This is a genomic window from Brevundimonas sp. (assembly GCF_046295775.1).
In the GTDB taxonomy this organism is placed as follows: Bacteria; Pseudomonadota; Alphaproteobacteria; order Caulobacterales; family Caulobacteraceae; genus Brevundimonas.
Genome location: NZ_JBKBML010000016.1, coordinates 16,283 through 32,869, shown reverse-complemented (window position 1 = coordinate 32,869; position 16,587 = coordinate 16,283). Strand labels below are relative to the sequence as shown.

Annotated in this window: 18 protein-coding genes; 15 read left to right on the top strand and 3 right to left on the bottom strand. The window is 69.6% G+C overall.

The genetic code is table 11. From position 1 onward, the window contains the following. Positions 1–17: 17 nt before the first annotated feature. Both ACK4I0_RS10420 and ACK4I0_RS10415 read left to right on the top strand, forming a co-directional pair. Positions 18–659 (top strand): LolA family protein, encoded by a 642-nt coding sequence (locus ACK4I0_RS10420; protein ID WP_409610665.1) that lies wholly within the window; start codon positions 18–20, stop codon positions 657–659. Positions 660–882: 223 nt separating this feature from the next. Beyond that, on the top strand, positions 883–1,677 hold the full coding sequence (locus ACK4I0_RS10415; protein ID WP_409610663.1) for an exodeoxyribonuclease III: 795 nt from the start codon (positions 883–885) through the stop codon (positions 1,675–1,677). On the opposite strand, the gene ACK4I0_RS10410 is transcribed toward ACK4I0_RS10415, so the two are convergent. After that, the gene (locus ACK4I0_RS10410) at positions 1,674–3,059 is read right to left on the bottom strand and encodes an SLC13 family permease (protein ID WP_409610661.1); all 1,386 of its coding nucleotides are present in this window, start codon (positions 3,057–3,059) and stop codon (positions 1,674–1,676) included. The genes ACK4I0_RS10415 and ACK4I0_RS10410 overlap by 4 nt on opposite strands. Before the next feature lie 90 nt (positions 3,060–3,149). On the opposite strand from ACK4I0_RS10410, the gene ACK4I0_RS10405 reads away from it, so the two are divergent. Continuing rightward, positions 3,150–4,004: a hypothetical protein gene (locus ACK4I0_RS10405; protein WP_409610659.1), complete on the top strand. Its 855-nt coding sequence runs from the start codon at positions 3,150–3,152 to the stop codon at positions 4,002–4,004. A 13-nt stretch (positions 4,005–4,017) separates the two neighbouring features. On the opposite strand, the gene ACK4I0_RS10400 is transcribed toward ACK4I0_RS10405, so the two are convergent. Further along, a complete protein-coding gene (locus ACK4I0_RS10400; RefSeq protein WP_409610657.1) occupies positions 4,018–4,869 on the bottom strand; it encodes a metallophosphoesterase family protein in 852 nt (283 codons plus the stop codon). Next, a complete protein-coding gene (locus tag ACK4I0_RS10395; protein WP_409610655.1) occupies positions 4,869–5,819 on the bottom strand; it encodes a diacylglycerol/lipid kinase family protein in 951 nt (316 codons plus the stop codon). The genes ACK4I0_RS10400 and ACK4I0_RS10395 overlap by 1 nt, the downstream gene beginning before the upstream one ends. Positions 5,820–5,956: 137 nt before the next feature. Here ACK4I0_RS10395 and ACK4I0_RS10390 point away from each other — a divergent pair, with 137 nt between their 5' ends. From ACK4I0_RS10390 to trpB, 12 genes are all read left to right on the top strand, one after another. After that, a complete protein-coding gene (locus ACK4I0_RS10390; protein WP_409610653.1) occupies positions 5,957–6,307 on the top strand; it encodes a YMGG-like glycine zipper-containing protein in 351 nt (116 codons plus the stop codon). Between the two features lie 159 nt (positions 6,308–6,466). Further along, positions 6,467–6,928 carry an OmpA family protein gene (locus ACK4I0_RS10385; protein ID WP_409610651.1) on the top strand — a complete coding sequence of 154 codons (462 nt, stop codon included), beginning with the start codon at positions 6,467–6,469 and terminating at the stop codon, positions 6,926–6,928. Positions 6,929–7,013: 85 nt separating this feature from the next. Further along, a complete protein-coding gene (locus ACK4I0_RS10380) occupies positions 7,014–9,164 on the top strand; it encodes a protein-disulfide reductase DsbD family protein (protein ID WP_409610649.1) in 2,151 nt (716 codons plus the stop codon). Between the two features lie 29 nt (positions 9,165–9,193). Next, positions 9,194–9,871, top strand: coding sequence for a redoxin domain-containing protein (locus tag ACK4I0_RS10375; protein WP_409610647.1), 678 nt, complete (start codon positions 9,194–9,196; stop codon positions 9,869–9,871). Between the two features lie 77 nt (positions 9,872–9,948). Further along, positions 9,949–11,022: a substrate-binding domain-containing protein gene (locus tag ACK4I0_RS10370; RefSeq protein ID WP_409610645.1), complete on the top strand. Its 1,074-nt coding sequence runs from the start codon at positions 9,949–9,951 to the stop codon at positions 11,020–11,022. A gap of 70 nt (positions 11,023–11,092) precedes the next feature. Next, positions 11,093–11,992, top strand: a complete 900-nt coding sequence (locus tag ACK4I0_RS10365; protein WP_409610643.1) for a class I SAM-dependent methyltransferase — start codon at positions 11,093–11,095, stop codon at positions 11,990–11,992. After that, positions 11,989–12,729, top strand: coding sequence for a pseudouridine synthase (locus tag ACK4I0_RS10360; RefSeq protein WP_409610641.1), 741 nt, complete (start codon positions 11,989–11,991; stop codon positions 12,727–12,729). The genes ACK4I0_RS10365 and ACK4I0_RS10360 overlap by 4 nt, the downstream gene beginning before the upstream one ends. Before the next feature lie 54 nt (positions 12,730–12,783). Beyond that, positions 12,784–13,998 (top strand): NAD(P)/FAD-dependent oxidoreductase, encoded by a 1,215-nt coding sequence (locus tag ACK4I0_RS10355; RefSeq protein WP_409610639.1) that lies wholly within the window; start codon positions 12,784–12,786, stop codon positions 13,996–13,998. Between the two features lie 18 nt (positions 13,999–14,016). Further along, complete coding sequence (locus tag ACK4I0_RS10350) at positions 14,017–14,277, top strand: type II toxin-antitoxin system Phd/YefM family antitoxin (protein ID WP_409610637.1); 261 nt, start codon at positions 14,017–14,019, stop codon at positions 14,275–14,277. Position 14,278: 1 nt separating this feature from the next. Then, positions 14,279–14,692, top strand: a complete 414-nt coding sequence (locus ACK4I0_RS10345; protein ID WP_409610636.1) for a type II toxin-antitoxin system VapC family toxin — start codon at positions 14,279–14,281, stop codon at positions 14,690–14,692. Continuing rightward, the gene (locus ACK4I0_RS10340) at positions 14,689–15,327 is read left to right on the top strand and encodes a phosphoribosylanthranilate isomerase (RefSeq protein ID WP_409610634.1); all 639 of its coding nucleotides are present in this window, start codon (positions 14,689–14,691) and stop codon (positions 15,325–15,327) included. Before ACK4I0_RS10345 ends, ACK4I0_RS10340 begins: the two co-directional genes overlap by 4 nt. A 32-nt stretch (positions 15,328–15,359) precedes the next feature. Then, positions 15,360–16,574 (top strand): tryptophan synthase subunit beta, encoded by a 1,215-nt coding sequence (gene trpB / locus ACK4I0_RS10335; RefSeq protein WP_409610632.1) that lies wholly within the window; start codon positions 15,360–15,362, stop codon positions 16,572–16,574. Positions 16,575–16,587 lie beyond the last annotated feature (13 nt).

Genomic DNA, 16,587 nt, shown 5'->3' with positions numbered 1-16,587 from the left:
CGAACGGGAGGACCCCCATGACTGTTTCTCGTCGCCAACTCGCGCTGGGCGCCGGCGCGCTGGCCGCCTTCGCCGCCCTGCCGGCCTCGGCCTTTGCGCAATCGAACCTGTCGGCTGACGACCGCACTGTGCTGCAACAAGCCCAGACCTATCTGCAGGGCCTGACTTCCGCTCAGGGCGACTTTGTCGAGACCGGCCCCGGCGGCCAGGTCCGGCGCGGCAAGTTCTGGCTGCAGCGTCCTGGCCGCATGCGGTTCGAATACACCGATCCGGCGGGCCTGCTGGTCGTGTCCAACGGCTCCAACGTCATGCGCTACGACCCGCGCCTGGAGGTCTTCCGCCAGGTCCCGCTGTCGCAGACGCCGCTGTCGACCTTCCTGGCGCGCGAGGTTCGGCTGGACCAGGGCGTGCGCATCGACCGCGTGACGCGCATGGCGTCCGGCGCCTACGCCATCACGGCGCGCGACAGTCGGCGTCCGAACGACGGCCAGGTGATCCTGGCCTTTGCCGGCAATCCCGTGCGTCTGCAGGAATGGACCATCACCGACGCGCAAGGCGCCCGCACTCGCACCCAGCTGACGACGCTGCGCAATGCGCCCGGCCTGGCCGCCAGCCTGTTCCAGCTGCGCGACCCGACCCGCCGTCCGGGCCGCAACTGACCGATTTGACTTCTCGTCGTCCTGTGGCACTTTGAACACAGGACGGCGGCGGTCGTCCTGTCGCCATTGGCGGCGATGAGAGAACTCCACGCCCGGCGCCCGCGCCGGGCGTTCTTTATGGGGGCCTATGCCCGGCTCGCGGAGCCTCGCGGCTTGAGGCCGATTACGCCTCTTGCCAGCGTCGCGGCTTGAGGCGGAGCGGCGGCGTCCCTACACCCTCTCCATGCTTCGTATCGCCACCTGGAACATCAACTCGGTCCGCCTGCGCATCGATCAGGTCGCCCGCTTTGCCGCCGAGCGCGCGCCCGACGTCCTGCTGCTGCAGGAGATCAAGTGCACCACCGACCAGTTTCCGCGTCAGGCCTTCGAGGAGATGGGTCTGCCGCATCTGCGGGTGGCCGGTCAGAAGGGCTGGCACGGCGTGGCCATCGCCTCGCGCCTGCCGATCGACGACAGCACGACGCTTGAGGTGTGCAAGCTGGGTCATGCGCGCTGCGTCTCGGCGCGGGTGGCGGGCGTCGAGCTGCAGAACTTCTACATCCCCGCCGGCGGCGACACGCCGGACCGCGAGCTGAACCCCAAGTTCGATCACAAGATGGACTTTTACGAGCGGCTGACCGCCGAGATCGCGGCGCGCGATAAGTCCGCGCCGCTGGTCCTGGCCGGCGACTTCAACATCGCGCCGGGCGAGAACGACGTCTGGAACCACCGCTACATGTCCAAGATTGTCAGCCACACCCCGATCGAGGTCGAGACCCTGAACCGGCTGCAGGAGACGGGCGGCTTCGCCGACGTGGTGCGCGACCGTTTCCCCGAGCCGCGGAAGCTGGCCAGCTGGTGGAGCTATCGCGCGGCAGACTTCCGCAAATCCAACCGCGGCCTGCGCCTCGACCACATCTGGACCTCGCCGGGTCTGACGCCGGCCGTCGTGCGCGACACCGCCCGCATCCACGACGACGTGCGCGAATGGGAACGGCCGTCCGACCACGCGCCGGTGACCGTCGACCTGGACGTTTAAAACGGAAAGAAGATCGGGATCGCCACCGCGCCCGTCGCCCAGGTGATCAGGTTCAGAGGCAGACCGACCTTCACGAAGTCCAGGTAATTGTAGTTACCCATCTGATAGACCAGCACATTGGTCTGATAGCCGAACGGCGTGGCGAAGGCGGCGGACGCCGCCATCATCACCGCGACGATAAAGGGCCGGGGATCAACCCCCAACGCCGTCGCAATGGCCACGGCTATGGGCGTGAACAGCACCGCCACCGTCGCATTGGACAGGATGTCGGTCGCGAACAGCGTCACCCCGTAAAAGATCAGCAGCGCCACCCAGGGCCCGTACGGGCGGATCACGTCGATCAGCGCATCGGCGCCCGCCTGCGCCAGGCCTGTCACCTCCAGCGAAGAACCGATCACCACCATGCCGGCGATCAGCAGCAGGATCTCGGGTCTCAGCCCGGCATAGGCTTCCTCGGCCGAAATCACGCGCATCAGGATCAAGGCCACCGCGCCGGCGAAGGCCGAGGCCGCGATCGGCGCCAGCCCTATGGACGACACCACGATCACCGCGATGAAAACGAACAGGGCCGGCAGCGCCCGCTTCAGCTGCAGCGGCTGTTCCGCTCCGGCCTCATATAGATCGACGTCGCCCAGCACGGCGTCTCCCGAGCCGCCCGGCATCGGCCTGCGACGATCGGCGAGGTTCGACATGTTGAAGGGCCAGAAGCGGCGCGCCGGCTTTTGACGCGCCAGTCGTTGGCGCTTCATCTCGGCCTCGTCCTTCTCGGCGGTGCCGGCAAGCATCCGCGAGCCGATGAAGTAGAGATAGAGGCCGCCGACCACCGCCATGGTCAGACCCACGCCGGTGATCTCGAAGAGCCCGAACGTCGGCTGGCCCGCGTTTCGCGCCATGTCGTTGACCAGCAGATTGGTCGAGGTGCCGATAAGCGTCAGCAGGCCGCCCATGATGACCACATAGCTCAGCGGGATCAGATAGCGTTTCGGTGACAGTCCCAGCGACGTCGCCATGTCGCGGATCACGGGCGCCGCCAGCACCACCACGGGCGTGTTGTTCAGGAAGCCGCCGACCGAGCCGCAGAGGCCGATGACCATCCAGATGGCGTGACGGCCGAACAGCTTGGTCAGACCCTTGGCCTTGCGGATCAGAAAGGCCAGCAGGCCCGACAGCTCCATGGCGTAGGCGATGACGAACAGGCCGGCCAGGGCGATGACAGCGGGACTGGCGAAGGCGCCCTGAAGCTCGACCGGACGCACGACGCCCAGCATCAGAAGAACCGCCGCCCCCGCCAAGGCCACCACATCGGGGCGCAGCTTGCCGTGGATCATCGCCGCCACGACGCAGACGAGCACCACAAGGGCGGCGATCTGGTCGAAATTCATTCTGGTTGAACCCTTCCCCCGCGCCGCGCGCTTATGGTGAAGGTCGGCGGCTAAGTTGCATCAGCGACCGAAAGCGGGGGAAGGTTCCGGATGATCTCGACCAGATACGCGACGTTGCTCCTGCTGCTGGCCGCGCCCGGCCTGGCCCAGTGCGACCGCGATCGGCCCGAGCCGGCGCCGGAAGCGCCCGCCGCAGCGCCCCCTCCGCCGACCACAGCCCTGAACCGCGCCGAGATGATCGCCGCCCTCGCGCGAGCGGCCTCGGCCTATGCGTCGGGCGAGGCCCCTGACGAGATGTTGTCGGGCCGTCGCTTCGTCGTGCGCCTGCCGTTTGGCTGTCAGGGCGCGACCGAAACCCCGAACCGGCCCGGCTTCGCCTCCTGGTCGCGCTCTGCAGATGGACAGAACATCGAACTCCGCATGACGCCGGCGGACTGGCTCGCCTCGCCGCCAGTCGAAGGCGCCGATCTGGCCGAGGCGTGGGCCAATGCCGACGGGGTCTGGATCACGCGGCCGTGGCTGTCATCGGACACCTGCCCGCCACCGCCGCCCGCGATCGAAACCGCGCTTTTGGCGGTGCAGGACGCAGAAGGTGACGCCCACGTTGCGCCGCCGCCGCTGGTTGTGCCGCCCTCGTCGCCGCAGACCGCCGGGTTGGCGCTCTATTCGCCCGTCGAGGGATCGCGCATAGGCCGGCGCGACGGCCAGCCCTACGCTCATCTGATCCGGGCCGAGGGCGAGCAGCCGGCGCAGCCCTCTCCGCGCGGATGGCGCGTGTTGATCGAGGGGCGCATAGGCGCCTTCCCGGACGGCCGCTCAGTTCGTTGTAGAGCCGACGGTCGCGACGCCCGCCCGGTCTGCGTCGCCGCCGTTCAGGTCGACAAGCTGGCGTTCGAGGACGGTTCGACCGGTCGACAACTCGCGGAGTGGCGGCCCGGCGGATGACGGTCGCCGGGTCTTAGACGGCTGCCTCTTCCAACTGGCCCGGCGCCTTGGGGTCCGGCGCCGTCTCGCGGTGTCGCGTGTCCTGACGGCGGGGCAGGCGCCAGACCTGGTGGTCAGCGAACCGTTGCCCGTCCCAGGCGACTGCGGTGACCGTGATCTGGTGGAAGTCCCACTCAATGCGGTTGAAGCTCGGCGGCTCGCCGCGCTCGCGGTGCGACAGCGTCCCGCATCCAATGGCGTAGGAGCAGCGGTCCGCCAGGTCGATCGGCAGGGCGAACGGCACGTGCACATGGCCGGTGGTGATCAGATCGACCCCCGCCTCTGCGAAGATCAGGGCGGCCTTGTCGCCGCGTTTGACGTCGCCCGTCATCGGCGTGCCGGCCATCTCGATCAGCGGATGGTGGCAGGCCAGGATTCGCAAGGCGCCGATCGGGGCCTTGCGCAGCGCGGCGGCCGCGCGCCGCGTCTGGTCCAGATCGATCACGCCCTTGGACCAGTTCAGCCGCGCCTGCCACCCGCGCGCCGTGGTCACGCCGCGCACCATCAGGGCGTTGGACAGGAACTGGTGATCGTGGGCCGGATGGCCCGTGGCTTCCTGAAAGGCCTTCCAGGGATGGAACACCCGCGCGATCACGTCCCAGTAGGGCACGTCATGATTGCCGACCGTGACGAACACCGGCTTGGGCAGTGCGCGCAGCCATTCGCCGGCCGCCTCGAACTCCTTGGGGAAGCCCTGCTGAGTGATGTCGCCGGTGACCAGCATGAGATCGGCGGGGGTATCGCGGGCGTAATCGATCGCGGCGGCGACCGCGTGCTTGTGCTCACAGCCGAAATGGATGTCGGAGAACTGAAGAACGCACCCCATCAGACGCTGTCCTCCGCCGCCGGCGGCCTGGGAGCCAGAGCGCGAAAGGCCTTGGGGGTGAAGCGGACCTGCGCGGTGTTGGACAGCAGGGTCGGCTCCCCGTCGATCACCGCCGGGATGCGCGAGCGGGCGCGCACGGCCGCTATGCGGGTCGGCTTGGTTCGCACCGAAGGGTCCCGTCGCCAATCGTCGAACAGGGCATGGGCGGCCAGGCGGAAGGCGTCGGCGGCGTGGGTCGGGTCCATGGCGGCGGCCTCTAGCCCTTCATCGCCGTCCATGGCTTTGGAGATCATCGGGCTTATGAGAACCAGAGCCTCGGTTCGCCGGCGCGTTCCGCCGTCGAGCGTATACCGGATGCGGCCCGAGAAGGCGCGCTTCAGCGCTCGTCGCGCATACTGCATCGCCAGCTTCAGCTTGCCCGACCGCACCGCCTCGCGGGCCGGCGCCCACAGGGCGGGCGAGCCCAGGATGGCGGCGCAATAAAAGGGCTCGCGCAGATCGCCGTCCTCGACCACGCCGCCCGCGACGTCCTGCGCCTCGCCCTCTTCGAGAGCGGATTTGAGCGCCTGCTTCCAGTCGGCTGTGCCGTATAGCGCCTTGGGCAACATGTTCATGGTGCCGCCAGGCAGGGGCGCGACCAGCGGGCCGTCGGGCCCGGCGCGCGAAGCGGCCGCCCCCGCCGTGCCGTCGCCTGCCAGAACGAACAACACGTCGGGTTTGGCGGCCAGCGCCTCGTCGATCTGCTGGTCGAAGCGCCCGCCCTCCAGGGCCACCACTTCGGCGTCGCAGGCATAGCCCTCGAGAATGGCGCGCGCCTCGTCGGCGGCCTTTGGCCCCACCGACCCGGAAAGCGGATTCACCAGCATGATGACGCGCCGCAGTTGAACATGCGGCGTCAGCACTAGGGCGTCGGAGTCGGCAGGCGCCGGCTGGATGATGTTGTCTGACATCTCGCCCGAACGCCGGGCCGACGCGGCCGTTCCCAGCTTGGCCATAATAGAGATAAGCGTGACCGTTGTCGGAACCGCTCTGAAGATGCGGCGTTTCGGCAGCCAGGGGGACACCCTGAGGGACAAAGGATTCCGTTATGAAAAAGGCTCTCATCGCCGTGGCCAGCATTGGCCTGCTGTCGACCGCCGCCTGCGCCAGTGATCCGTATGGCTACGGCGGCACTAACAACGAGGCCGTCCGTCAGGGCGCGCTCGGCGCCGCCATCGGGGCCGCCGCCGGCGCCGTGATCGGCAACAACACCGGCAGCGGCAACGCCGGAACCGGCGCCGCGATCGGGGCTGTCGTGGGCGGCGCCGCCGGCGCCATCCGCGGTTCGAACCAGGATCGCGCCAACCAGCAGCGGTACCGCGACAACCAGGGCCGCTACTACTACTGCTACGACAACCGTCAGACTGAATGTTACTGGGAAAACGGTCAGCGTCGCTGATAGACAGGAAATCCTGAGGCTTTACGGCTGATGGAAATCGGAAAGGCGGCTCGCTGGGCGGGCCGCTTTTTTCGTTCACGAAACAGTGGGATGGCGCGATGGGGCTTGCGGCGCCAGCGCGGGCGGGCTTGAGTGGGCTTGGGACAGGGGAGTGAGGCCATGGGCATCGGAATGAGGCTGGGCGTCGGGGGGCTGGGCGCTCTGGCGATGGCGGGCTGCGCTGTGACGGAAGGGGTGTTCCGTGATCGGTCGGAGCTGGTGGCCGAGCCGTCAGCCTGTTCAGCCAAGCGGTTCGACATTTATTTCGACGACGGCTCGGCGCGGCTGACCATGGCGGCGCGCGAGGCGATCGGCATGACGGCGACGCAGCTGCAGGGGTGCGACATCAGCCGGGTGACCGTGGTCGGACTGGCGGATGCGACCGGCGCGTCGGAGGCCAATATGACATTGTCGCAGCGACGGGCCCGAGCGGTGGCGGAAGCGCTTGGCGCCGCGGGCTGGCCCAACCCGGCCTTCGACGTGACCGCAGGCGGGGACGAGGGCTCGGTGGCCGAGAGCGGGGTGCGCGAGCCGCTGCGTCGCCGCACCGAAGTGCTGGTCGAGGCCGCGCCCGCCCGCTGAGACCCTGCGGCGACGCGGGCGATTGGCCCTGACGGACCGGGGCGTCTAGGATCGGCGACCGATCCAGCCCTGTGAAAGGCCGCGCGTGCGCCTGCTGACCCTTGTCCTGCTCTGGCTGACCCTGCTGGCCGCGCCCGCCGCCGCCCAGACGGCGCGGCCGGGCGGCGAGCAGCGCACCGAACGGATCGCGGCCGAACTGGTCCCCATGACGCAATGGGCCACGCCCGGCTCGACCGTGATCGTGGCCGTGCGCCAGAAGATCGAGCCCGGCTGGCACACCTATTGGCGCAATCCCGGCGACTCCGGCGGACCGACCACCATCGGCTGGAGCCTGCCGGCCGGGCTTCAAGCCGGCGCCATCGTCTGGCCCCTGCCCGAGCGGCAGCGGCTGATGACGCTGATGAACTTCGGCTATTCCGACGAGGTCTATCTGCCCGTGCCGATCGAGGTTCCGGCCTCGGTCGCGGCCGGGACGGTGCTGCCGATCCGCGCCGACGTGCTGTTCATGGTCTGCAGCGACGAAATGTGCGTGCCCGACGAGATGACCTTGGCGCTCGACCTGCCGGTGCGCGAGGGCGAGGCGCCGCTGACGGCGCGGCACGGCGCGATCATCGAACGTGTCCTGGCCCAGGCGCCGCGTCCCGCCGGGATCGAGGCGCGGATCACCGCCCGCGACGGCGTCCTGACGCTGAGCGCGACGGGCGGGCCGCTGGCGGACGGGCCGGTCGGCCGCGCCGTCTTCTTCCCCTTCGAGGGCGGGGTCATCGACCATCCGGCCGATCAGCCGGGCGCGACGGGGCCGCAGGGGCTGACCCTGACGATGCAGCCGGGCGGGCGCACGCGCGCGGCGGGCCTGAGCGGCCCGGTCGAAGGCGTGCTGGCGACGGATCGCGGCGCCTGGGAGATCCGGGCCGAGCCGGGCGAGCCGCTGGCTGGGACCACCGGCGGGGCGACGCTGGCGGCCGATGACGGCGCCGCTTCCTCAACGACGAGCCTGACTGTGCTGGGCCTGATCCAGGCGGGGCTGCTGGCCCTGCTGGGCGGGCTGATCCTGAATCTGATGCCGTGCGTCTTTCCGATCCTGGCGATGAAGGCGGCGTCGCTTGCGGGGTCGGCGCATGAGCCGGGCGAGGCGCGGCGCGACGGGTTGATGTTCCTGATGGGCGTGCTGGCGACCTTCGCCGTCCTGGCGGGCGCGCTGATCGCCCTACGTGCGGCAGGCGAGGCGGTGGGCTGGGGCTTCCAGCTGCAGTCGCCGGCGGTGGTGGCTGTGCTGGCCCTGCTGATGCTGGGCGTCGGCCTGAACCTGTCGGGCGTCTTCGCCATGGGCGCGGGGCTGCAGTCGGCCGGACAAGGGCCGCTGGCGCGCCTGCCCGGCGGGGCCGGGGCCTTCTTCACCGGGGTGCTGGCGGTGGTGGTGGCTGCGCCCTGCACCGCGCCCTTCATGGCCGCCGCCCTGGGCGCAGCCCTGGTCATGCCGTGGCCGGCGGCGCTGGCGGTGTTCCTGATGCTGGGGCTGGGTCTGGCCCTGCCCTATGTGCTGGTCAGCCTGTCGCCTGCCCTGCTGCGGCGCTTCCCTCGGCCTGGGCCGTGGATGGACCGGCTGAAGGGGCTCCTGGCCTTTCCGATGTATGGCGCGGCCTTGTGGCTGGTGTGGGTCTTCTCGCGCCAAGCCGGGCCGATCGCCCTGGCGTGCCTGTTCACGGCGGGGCTGCTGGTCGCGCTCGGCCTTTGGCTGTGGGGCCAGAGCCAGGGGGCCAGGGCCGCAGGCGGAGGCGGCCGGATCTCGCGCGTCTTTGCGGGCCTGGCCCTGCTGGCGGCCGTCAGCGCGACAGTCGCCGCCGCGCGCCTGCCTCTGCCCGAGGCGTCAGGCGAAGCCTCGTCCGCCGGTCCCCTGGCGTCGCAGCCGTGGTCGGCCGACGCGGTTCAGGCGGCTCTGGCCGAAGGACGGCCGGTGCTGGTCAACTTCACCGCCGACTGGTGCGTCACCTGCAAGATCAACGAGGGCGCGGCCCTGTCGTCGGGCCGAGTCGCTCGCGCCATGACAGACGCCAATGCAGCCTATCTAGTCGGCGACTGGACGCGGCGCGACGACGCCATCACCCGCGAGCTGGAGCGTCACGGACGCTCGGGCGTGCCGCTGTATCTGATGTACCGCCCCGGCCGGGCCGAGCCCGAAATCCTGCCGCAACTGCTGACCGACGGTCTGCTGGTTCAGGCCATCACCAACGACTGACGACAACCCAGAGAAGAGAGGAACGACCCATGACCATCCGCGCCACGCTTCGCGCCCTCGCCCTGTCCAGCGCCGCCGCCCTGACCCTGGCGGCGTGCCAACAGCAGGAGGCCGCCACCACCCAGGCCGCCGAAACCACGCCCGCGACCGCCGAAGCGGGTCAGGCGCAGATGGCGCCGGCCTTCACCCTGGTCGACGCCGAGGGCGTTCAGCGGTCGCTGGCCGACTTCCGCGGCAAGACCGTCGTCCTGGAGTGGACCAACGACGGCTGTCCCTATGTGAAGAAACACTACACCGGCGCCATGCAGGCGCTGCAGCGTCAGGCCACGGCCGATGGCGTGGTGTGGCTGACCATCATCTCGTCCTCCCCGGGGACGCAGGGCTATGTCGAGGGCGCCGACGCCCGCGCCTGGAAGGATCGGTTCGAGGCGGGCTTCACCCATCTGCTGCTCGATCCGTCGGGCGAGGTGGGCAAGCTGTATGACGCCAAGACCACGCCCGACATGCGCATCATCGACCCGGAGGGCCGCCTGGTCTTCGTCGGCGGCATCGACGACCGCCCGACCAACAAGGTCGAGGATCTGGACGGGGCCACCAACTATGTCGCGGCGGCGCTGGCGGACATGAAGGCTGGACGCCCGGTCCAGACCGCCTACGCCACCCCCTATGGCTGCGCGATCAAATACCCTGAGACGGTCGGGACCTGATCGGACGCCCGGCGACGGCGTCAGCGAACCGTCATGAAACTCTGGTCTAAGCGCCCCAGTCTTTCAGGGAGCAGATCATGGTCCGCCGTTTTGCCGCCGCCGCCGTTTCCACCCTCGCCCTCGTCAGCCTGGCCGCGTGCGGCGATGGCGCAGGCGGAGGCTCGGGCGGCGGTCAGACCCGCGCCGGCATCTGGGCGGCCGGCTCCTCGACCGTCTTCCCGTTCGCCACGCGCGTGGCTGAGAACTTCAACCGTCTGAACTCGGGCTCGGCCGCGCCGCGCGTCGAGGCCCTGGGCACCGGCGGCGGCATCCAGGCCTTCTGCCAGGGCGTGGGGCCGCGCACGCCGGACATCGCCAACGCCTCGCGCCCCATGAAGGCGTCGGAGTTCGACCTGTGCCAGCAGAACGGCGTCACCGACATCATCGAGCTGAAGATCGGCTATGACGGCATCGTCGTGGCCACCGACCGCGGCGGCGCCAGCTTCGACCTGCGTCTTCAGGACCTGTATCTGGCCCTGGCCAAGGAGGTTCCGGGCCAGGGCGGCTTCGTCGCCAACCCGGCGATGAACTGGAACCAGGTCAACCCCGGCCTGCCCGGCCAGCGCATCCAGGTCTATGGCCCGCCGCCGACCTCGGGCACGCGCGACGCCTTTTTGGAGCTGGGCATGGCGCCCGGCGGCGCCCTGGTGCCGCAAGTCGCTGCGATCGAGTCCGACAAGACGCGCTTCGAGACGATCACCCACACCCTGCGCGAGGACAACGCCTGGATCGACGCGGGCGAGAACGACAACGCCATCGTCTCGACCCTTACGCGCACGCCGGGTTCGCTGGGCGTGTTCGGCTTCTCGTTCCTCGAGCAGAACATGGACAAGGTGAAGGCCGAGACCATCGACGGGGTGGCCCCCTCGGTCGAGACCATCGCCGACGGGTCGTATCCGCTGGCGCGCAGCCTCTACATCTACGTCAAGAAGGCCCACATCGGCGTGACGCCGGGCCTGGAGCAGTTCGTGGCCGAGTTCATGTCCGACAGCGCCACAGCGCGCGGCGGTTATCTGCAGGATCGCGGCCTGATCCCGCTGCAGGCGGCCGAGCACGAGGCCGAGAAGGCCAAGGGCCTGGCCATGACGCCAATGACGCGCCCCGCGTCCTGATCGCGACGCCCGACAACAGACCGCCCCGGATGCATCGCGTCCGGGGCGGTTTGCGTTTACAGAGCCGGCGATGACCAGCCTGATTTACGGCCGCCCGCCGGCGGTGTTCGACCCGCCCGGCGATGCGGTGCAGACCTCGCCCCTGATCCCCGGCTCCGCCTCGCTCGACGACATGGCGCAAGGCTCAGCCGACGCCGTGACGATGCTGGCGCCCCCCGGCGCGCTGGAACGCCGCGCCGTGCTGGCCCAAGCGCTGCACGTTCTGAAGCCCGGCGGCCGGCTGGACGTCATGGCGCCCAAGGACAAGGGCGGCTCGCGTCTGGGCAAGGAGCTGAAGGCGTGGGGCTTGGAGGTCGGCGAGACCGCCAAGGCGCACCACCGCCGCTGCCAGGTGATCCGACCCGAGCGTATCGAGGGCCTGGACGCGGCCATCGCCGCCGGCGCCCTGCAGCGTGTCGAGGGGCTGGACGCCTGGTCGCGGCCCGGCGTCTTCGCCTGGGACCGGATTGATCGGGGCACAACGGTCATGGCTGCGCACCTGCCGCCGCTGAAGGGGGCGGGCGCCGACCTGGGCTGCGGCTTCGGCGCCCTGTCGACGGTGGCGCTGCGGTCGCCCGCCGTGACGTCGCTGCGCTTGATCGACATCGACCGACGCGCTGTCGAGGCGGCCCGGCGCAATGTCGAGGATCCGCGCGCGGCCTTCGACTGGGCCGATGTGCGGATGATGGAGGAGAGCGGCGACTTGGACTTCGTCGTCACCAATCCCCCCTTCCACGACGGCGGGGCCGAGGACCGGCGACTGGGCCAGGCCTTTATCCGCAAGGCCGCCGGCCTGCTGGGCAAGGGCGGGGCGCTGTGGCTGGTGGCCAACCGGCACCTGCCCTACGAGGCCGAGTTGAACGCCGCCTTCAAGCGGGTGCGGGTCGTGGTCGAAGCCGACGGCTACAAGCTGTTCGAGGCGGGGAAGTGAGTTCATCCAAAACGCCCACCGCCCGCGTCGACAAGCTGCTGTCGTCTATGGGCTATGGCTCGCGGGCCGAGGTGGGGCGGCTGGCGCGCGCCGGGGGCGTGGAGCTGGATGGGCGCGACCTGACGGACGTCTCGCAGCGCATTCCGGTGACGCCCGATCTGCCGACGCGGATGCTGGTGGACGGCGAGCCGCTGGACCCGGTCGCGGGCCTGGTCGTCCTGCTGAACAAGCCGCTGGGCATGACCTGTTCGAGGAAGGAGGACGGGGCGCTGGTCTATGACGTCCTGCCCGACCGCTGGCGCGCGCGCGATCCGGCGATCTCGACCATCGGGCGGCTGGACAAGCAGACCACAGGGCTGCTGCTGCTGACCGACGACGGCGACCTGCTGCACCGGGTGATCAGCCCCAGACGCCATGTCGCCAAGGTCTATCGCGCGACGCTGGCGCGGCCGCTGAGCGGGACCGAGGGTGCGCTGTTCGCGTCCGGCGAACTGATGCTGGAGGGCGAGGACAAGCCGCTGTCGCCGGCGATGCTGGAGGTCGTCTCGCCGACCGAGGCCCTGCTGACGGTGACCGAGGGCCGCTATCATCAGGTGCGGCGCATGTTCGCTGCGGTCGGCAATCATGTGGAGACCCTGCACCGCGAGCGGCTGGGCGGGCTGGTCCTGCCCGACGACCTGGCGCCGGGGCAGTGGCGGCTGATGACGGCGGACGAGATCGCGGCCATCTTCGAGTAACGCGGGAACTTCGGCCGGTCTGGCGCCCTTTCGCTCCGCTTGATCGGAGATTCCATGACCGGCGCCACCCTGAAACGCGATCTGCGCACCGGCCGTTCGCTGTGGGCGGACAGCCATGGGCTGGGCGTGCCGGTCAAGCCGCTGGAGCGGGCGGTCAGCGTCGACGTCGCCATCGTCGGCGCGGGCATCAGCGGCGCCTTCATGGCCCATGAGCTGAGCCGGGATCATTCGGTCGCCGTGCTGGACCGGCGGCCGCCCCTGATGGGCTCGACCGTCGCCTCGACCGCGCTGCTGCAATGGGAGATCGATCTGCCGCTGACGGCGCTCGCCGAGCGGATCGGGGCCGAGAAGGCCCGGCGGGCCTACCGACGCTCGCGCTCGGCCGTGGATGCGCTGAAGACGATCGTGGCGGACGAGCGGATCGTCTGCGGGCTGAACGATAAGGCGACCCTTTATCTGGCGGGCGACGAATACGGCTTCCGCGCGCTGGAGGCCGAGGCCGAGGCGCGGGCGGCTCTCGGCCTGGAGAGCGCCTTCCTGGGCAAGGCCGAGGTGCGCGAGCGGTTCGGCATCGAACGCACGGGCGCGATCCTGAGCCAGGGGTCGGCCAGCGGCGATCCGGCGCGTCTGGCCGCCGGCCTGCTGCGCCGCGCGCAGGCGAACGGAGCGACGGTCTATTCGCCGGTCGAGGTCGAGCAGGCCGCCAGCGATCCGGAGGGCGTGACCCTGCTGACGGACGCGGGCCATGCGGTGCGGGCGCGCCAGGTGGTGTTCTGCTGCGGCTACGAGTTTCCCAAGGGCGTGCCGACGCCCGGCGCCGAGGTCATCTCGACCTGGGCGCTGGCGTCCAGGCCGCGCCTGCGCTGCCCCGCCTGGCTGCGCGAGACCCTGGTGTGGGAAGCGTCCGATCCGTACCTGTATTTCCGCATGGGCGGCGACGGCCGGCTGATCGTCGGCGGCGAGGACGAGTCTGATCCGGCCGCGCATCAGGATCCCGTCAAGCTGAAGCACAAGTGCGCGACCATCGCCAAGAAGCTGCGCGACCTGTTGCCGGAGGTGGAGTTTGAGGTGGACTACACCTGGGCCGGCGCCTTCGGAGAGAGCGCGACGGGCCTGCCGTCGATCGCGCCCGTGCCGGCGATGGACAACGCCTGGGCGGTCATGGGCTTCGGCGGCAACGGCATCACCTATTCGGTCATCGCCAGCCAGATCGTGGCTGCGGGCATTCGTGGTCGCGCTGATCCCGACGCGGACCTGTATAGACCCTGATTGCGGAGTGGGTCGCAGATGGCTATCTTGATGGCCATGTCCAGCTATTCTGTCGCTGAAGCCAAGAACAACCTGCCCCGGCTGCTTGACCGCATGCTGGCCGGCGAAGCCGTGACCATCACCCGGCGCGGCAAGCCCATCGCGCGTCTGGAGCCGGCCGAACCGCCGGCCCGCACGAACGGCGCGGTCGATCTAGAATGGTTTCAGCGCGTGCGCGTGAAGCCGAAGAACCCGATCAACTCTGTCGATCTGATCCGCCAGATGCGGGACGAGGACTGATTTGACCGTTTACCTGGATACCAGCGTCCTGGTGTCGGCCTTTGTCGAAGACGATCATTCGGACCGCGCAGCCGCTTTTCTGGTCAGCAACGTCGATGTGGTCATCAGTCGGTGGGCGCGGGCCGAGTTCAGCTCTGCGCTGGCGTTGCGATCGCGTGCATCAAACCTGTCGGACCAGGATCGGCGCGCGATCGAGATGACCTTCGACGACTGGGCCGAACTGCAAGCCGGCTGTCCGATGGATGAGGCGGATGTCAGTCGCTGCCGTCGACTGATCCGAGACGGCGCACGCCTGAGGACGCCAGACGCATTGCATCTCGCCATGGTTCTTCGACACGGACACCGACTGGCGACGTTCGATCGCGATCTGGCGCTCGCCGCTGAAGTTCAAGGCGTTGAGGTCGTCGTCCCATGACTCTGACCAAGATCTGCGGACTGACGACGCCCGAGACGCTGGATGCGGCCTTGGCGGGCGGGGCGGACTTCGTGGGGGCGGTGGTGTTTCCCAAGAGCCCCCGGCACCTGGATCCGCTCCACGCCGCGACCCTGTTCGAGCGGGCAAGAGGGCGGGCCAAGGTGGTGGCGGTGCTGGTCGATCCGAGCGACGCCCTGCTGACCGAGGTGGCGCTGATCCTGAAGCCCGATCTGATCCAGCTGCACGGAGCCGAGACGCCGCGCCGGGCGGCTGAGGCGCAACGGCTGACGGGGGCGGGCGTGATCAAGGCGCTGGCGGTTCGCGACGGCTCTGATCTGGATGCGGCGGGGCAATGGGCCGGCGCGGCCGACTGGCTGATGTTCGACGCCAAGCCGCCGCGCGGATCGGTGCTGCCCGGCGGCGTGGGGGCGAAGTTCGACTGGACCCTGATGCGCGGCCGGCGCTTCGCCCAGCCGTGGTTCCTGGCCGGCGGTCTTGACCCCGACAATGTGGCCGAGGCGGTGGGCTTGACCGGTGCTCAGGCGGTCGATGTCTCCTCTGGCGTGGAAAGCGCGCCGGGTGTTAAGGACACGGCCCGGATTGCGGCCTTCCTGCGGGCCGTCAAACGGTCCTGATTTCGTCGCCTTCCCGCGAAAGATTGAAGCCCGTGAACGCCATCCTGCCCAACACCTACGCCTGGCCCGACGCCCAGGGCCGTTTCGGCCCCTACGGCGGCCGCTTCGTGCCCGAAACCCTGATGCCGCTGATCCACGAGCTGGACGCGGCCTACGCCGAGGCCAAGGCCGATCCGACCTTCCAGGCCGAGCTGGACAGCTTCCTGGAGCACTATGTCGGCCGCGCCAGCCCGCTGTACCTGGCCGAACGCCTGACCGAGCATCACGGCGGCGCGCGCATCTGGCTGAAGCGCGAGGACCTGAACCACACGGGCGCACACAAGATCAACAACTGCATGGGCCAGATCCTGCTGGCCCGACGCATGGGCAAGACCCGCATCATCGCCGAGACCGGCGCCGGCCAGCACGGCGTCGCCTCGGCCACCGTCTGCGCGCGCTTCGGCCTGCCGTGCGTCGTCTACATGGGCGCGGTGGACGTGGAGCGGCAGCAGCCCAACGTGTTCCGCATGAAGCTGATGGGCGCCGAGGTCGCAGCCGTGACGGCCGGGGCGGCGACGCTCAAGGACGCCATGAACGAGGCCATGCGCGACTGGGTGACCAACGTCGAGGACACCTATTACATCATCGGCACGGCGGCGGGCCCTGCACCCTATCCGGCCATGGTGCGCGATTTCCAGTCGGTGATCGGGCGTGAGATCAAGCAGCAGTCGCTGGAGCGGATGGGCAAGCTGCCCGAGGCGGTGGTGGCCTGCATCGGCGGCGGCTCAAACGCCATCGGCGCCTTCCACCCCTTCGTCGACGATACGGACGTTCGTCTGATCGGGGTCGAGGCGGCGGGCCACGGCCTGGACACCCCCGACCACGCCGCCAGCCTGAAGGGCGGCCGCCCTGGCGTGCTGCACGGCAACCGCACCTATCTGCTGCAGGACGCGGACGGCCAGATCCTCGAGGGCCACTCCATTTCGGCCGGCCTGGACTATCCCGGCATCGGACCCGAGCACGCCTGGCTGAACGACCTGGGTCGCGGCGAATATCTGTCGGCCACCGACGACGAGGCCCTGGCCGCCTTCCAGCAGATGTCGCAGCTGGAGGGGATCATTCCCGCCCTGGAGCCCGCCCACGCCCTGGCCCGCATCGGCGAAGTCGCCCGCGACGTCGGCAAGGGCGGCGATGTCGTGCTGGTCCTGTCGGGCCGAGGCGACAAGGACATCTTCACCGTAGCCAAGCATCTGGGAGTCGAGCTCTAAGGCTCGAACCGAA